This is a genomic window from Caballeronia sp. LZ043 (genome assembly GCF_031451075.1).
GTDB lineage: Bacteria > Pseudomonadota > Gammaproteobacteria > Burkholderiales > Burkholderiaceae > Caballeronia.
In genome coordinates this window covers 1-1309 of record NZ_JARUXT010000043.1, presented here as the reverse complement: position 1 = coordinate 1309, position 1309 = coordinate 1, and the positions used below count along the sequence as shown (strand labels likewise).

Below are 1309 nucleotides of genomic sequence, written 5' to 3'. Positions count from 1 at the left end.
ATAGATATAACTGCGCGAGGTGAGCGTCTCGCGGCCATTGAACTCGAAGCGGGTGATCTGTCCGTCGAGATAGCGCAGCGCGCCGACCTGCGGCTGGATCTCCAGCGTGAGTGACTTGCCGAGGGCGCTCTTGAGATCGAGCGAAGCATCGCCCGAGACGAGTTGCACCTCGAAGTCGAAGAGGGTGGAAAGGGCTTCGTTTCCCGTCATGGAACGGAAACTGAGGATGCCGGATGCAAATGCGTCGCTGTAGGCGGTCACAATCTGGGTCATGTCGTCTCGCTCGGTACGGATGAAGAATCAGGCACGCGTGCCTGAACAGGGGGCGTCCGCACCTCGTTGGATGCGGTTATTGGCCGTTGGGCGATCGTCTCCTCGATCTTCGAGCGGGATAGCGATTGCCAATGCATGAATCTCAGGCGCTGCGCTCGCAAAGCATCGCGAGTGAGAGCGCCCGACCCGGCAGCTGGTGTTCCCGGTCCGCACGACGAGTCCGGGCATCAACCGGAACTCGCCGGCGCACACGCTGCCTCAAAACTTCACGTCGTAACCGACGTGTCCCATCTTCACGCCCATGTTGTTCACGGACGATCCGATGTCGACGATCATCGAGCCGGTCGACTGCACCCAGTTGCCGGTGTTGTGGACCTGGCTGCCCACGGCGATCACATTGCTTCCCCAGGTGTTGAGCGCCGCGACCTGAAAGCCTTCGAATTGCCCGGCATGGACCTGGAGGGCATTGCCGATCGTCGTGTCCGCCCGGTTGCCCAGCACGAAGCTGGTGGCGAGGCCGGTGATCGTCGTCGTGGTCGAGCCGTCGACGTCCTTGGTCTCGATGCCGGTGATCAGCACGGTGGACGTGCCGTCGGTGATCTTGAGTTCCTCGCCCAGATAGACCTTCTGTGTCGAGCCGACCACGAGCGTTTTCTCCATGCCGTTCACGGTGATGTTCAGCGCGCTGCCACCGAGCTTTGGCGTGGAGAAGTTCTGCAGGAAGGTGGGCACCTGGCTGGCCAGCGTGATCGACGATGACGTGGGTGTGGACGTAGACGTGGAGGATGAGGTTGATGTCGATGTCGACGTGACAGGCGTGGACTGCTGCATGCCGCTGCGCGCTTGGGCCTTCTTGCCGCGCTTGCCTTTGCGTGCGGCCATGGCCTGCAATTGCCCGGTCGCGCCTGTGCTTGTGCTTGCTTGCTGATTCAACAGGCGTTGCGCGCCGGATGGCGGCGGCGAAGTCGAACTGTCGCCCGAAGCGAGCGGCAAGCCCACTTCGATGGTGTGTGAGCCGGCTGTGGTGTGCGTGGTG

At 62.2% G+C, this 1309-nt stretch carries 2 protein-coding genes; both read right to left on the bottom strand.

Features of this window, described 5'->3' with window-relative positions:
* On the bottom strand, positions 1-273 hold a 273-nt coding region (locus QCE64_RS36385), incomplete at its 3' end, for a contractile injection system protein, VgrG/Pvc8 family (RefSeq protein ID WP_310009200.1).
* Between the two features lie 258 nt (positions 274-531).
* A partial coding sequence (locus tag QCE64_RS36380; RefSeq protein ID WP_310009197.1) for a hypothetical protein occupies positions 532-1309 on the bottom strand: 778 nt, incomplete at its 5' end.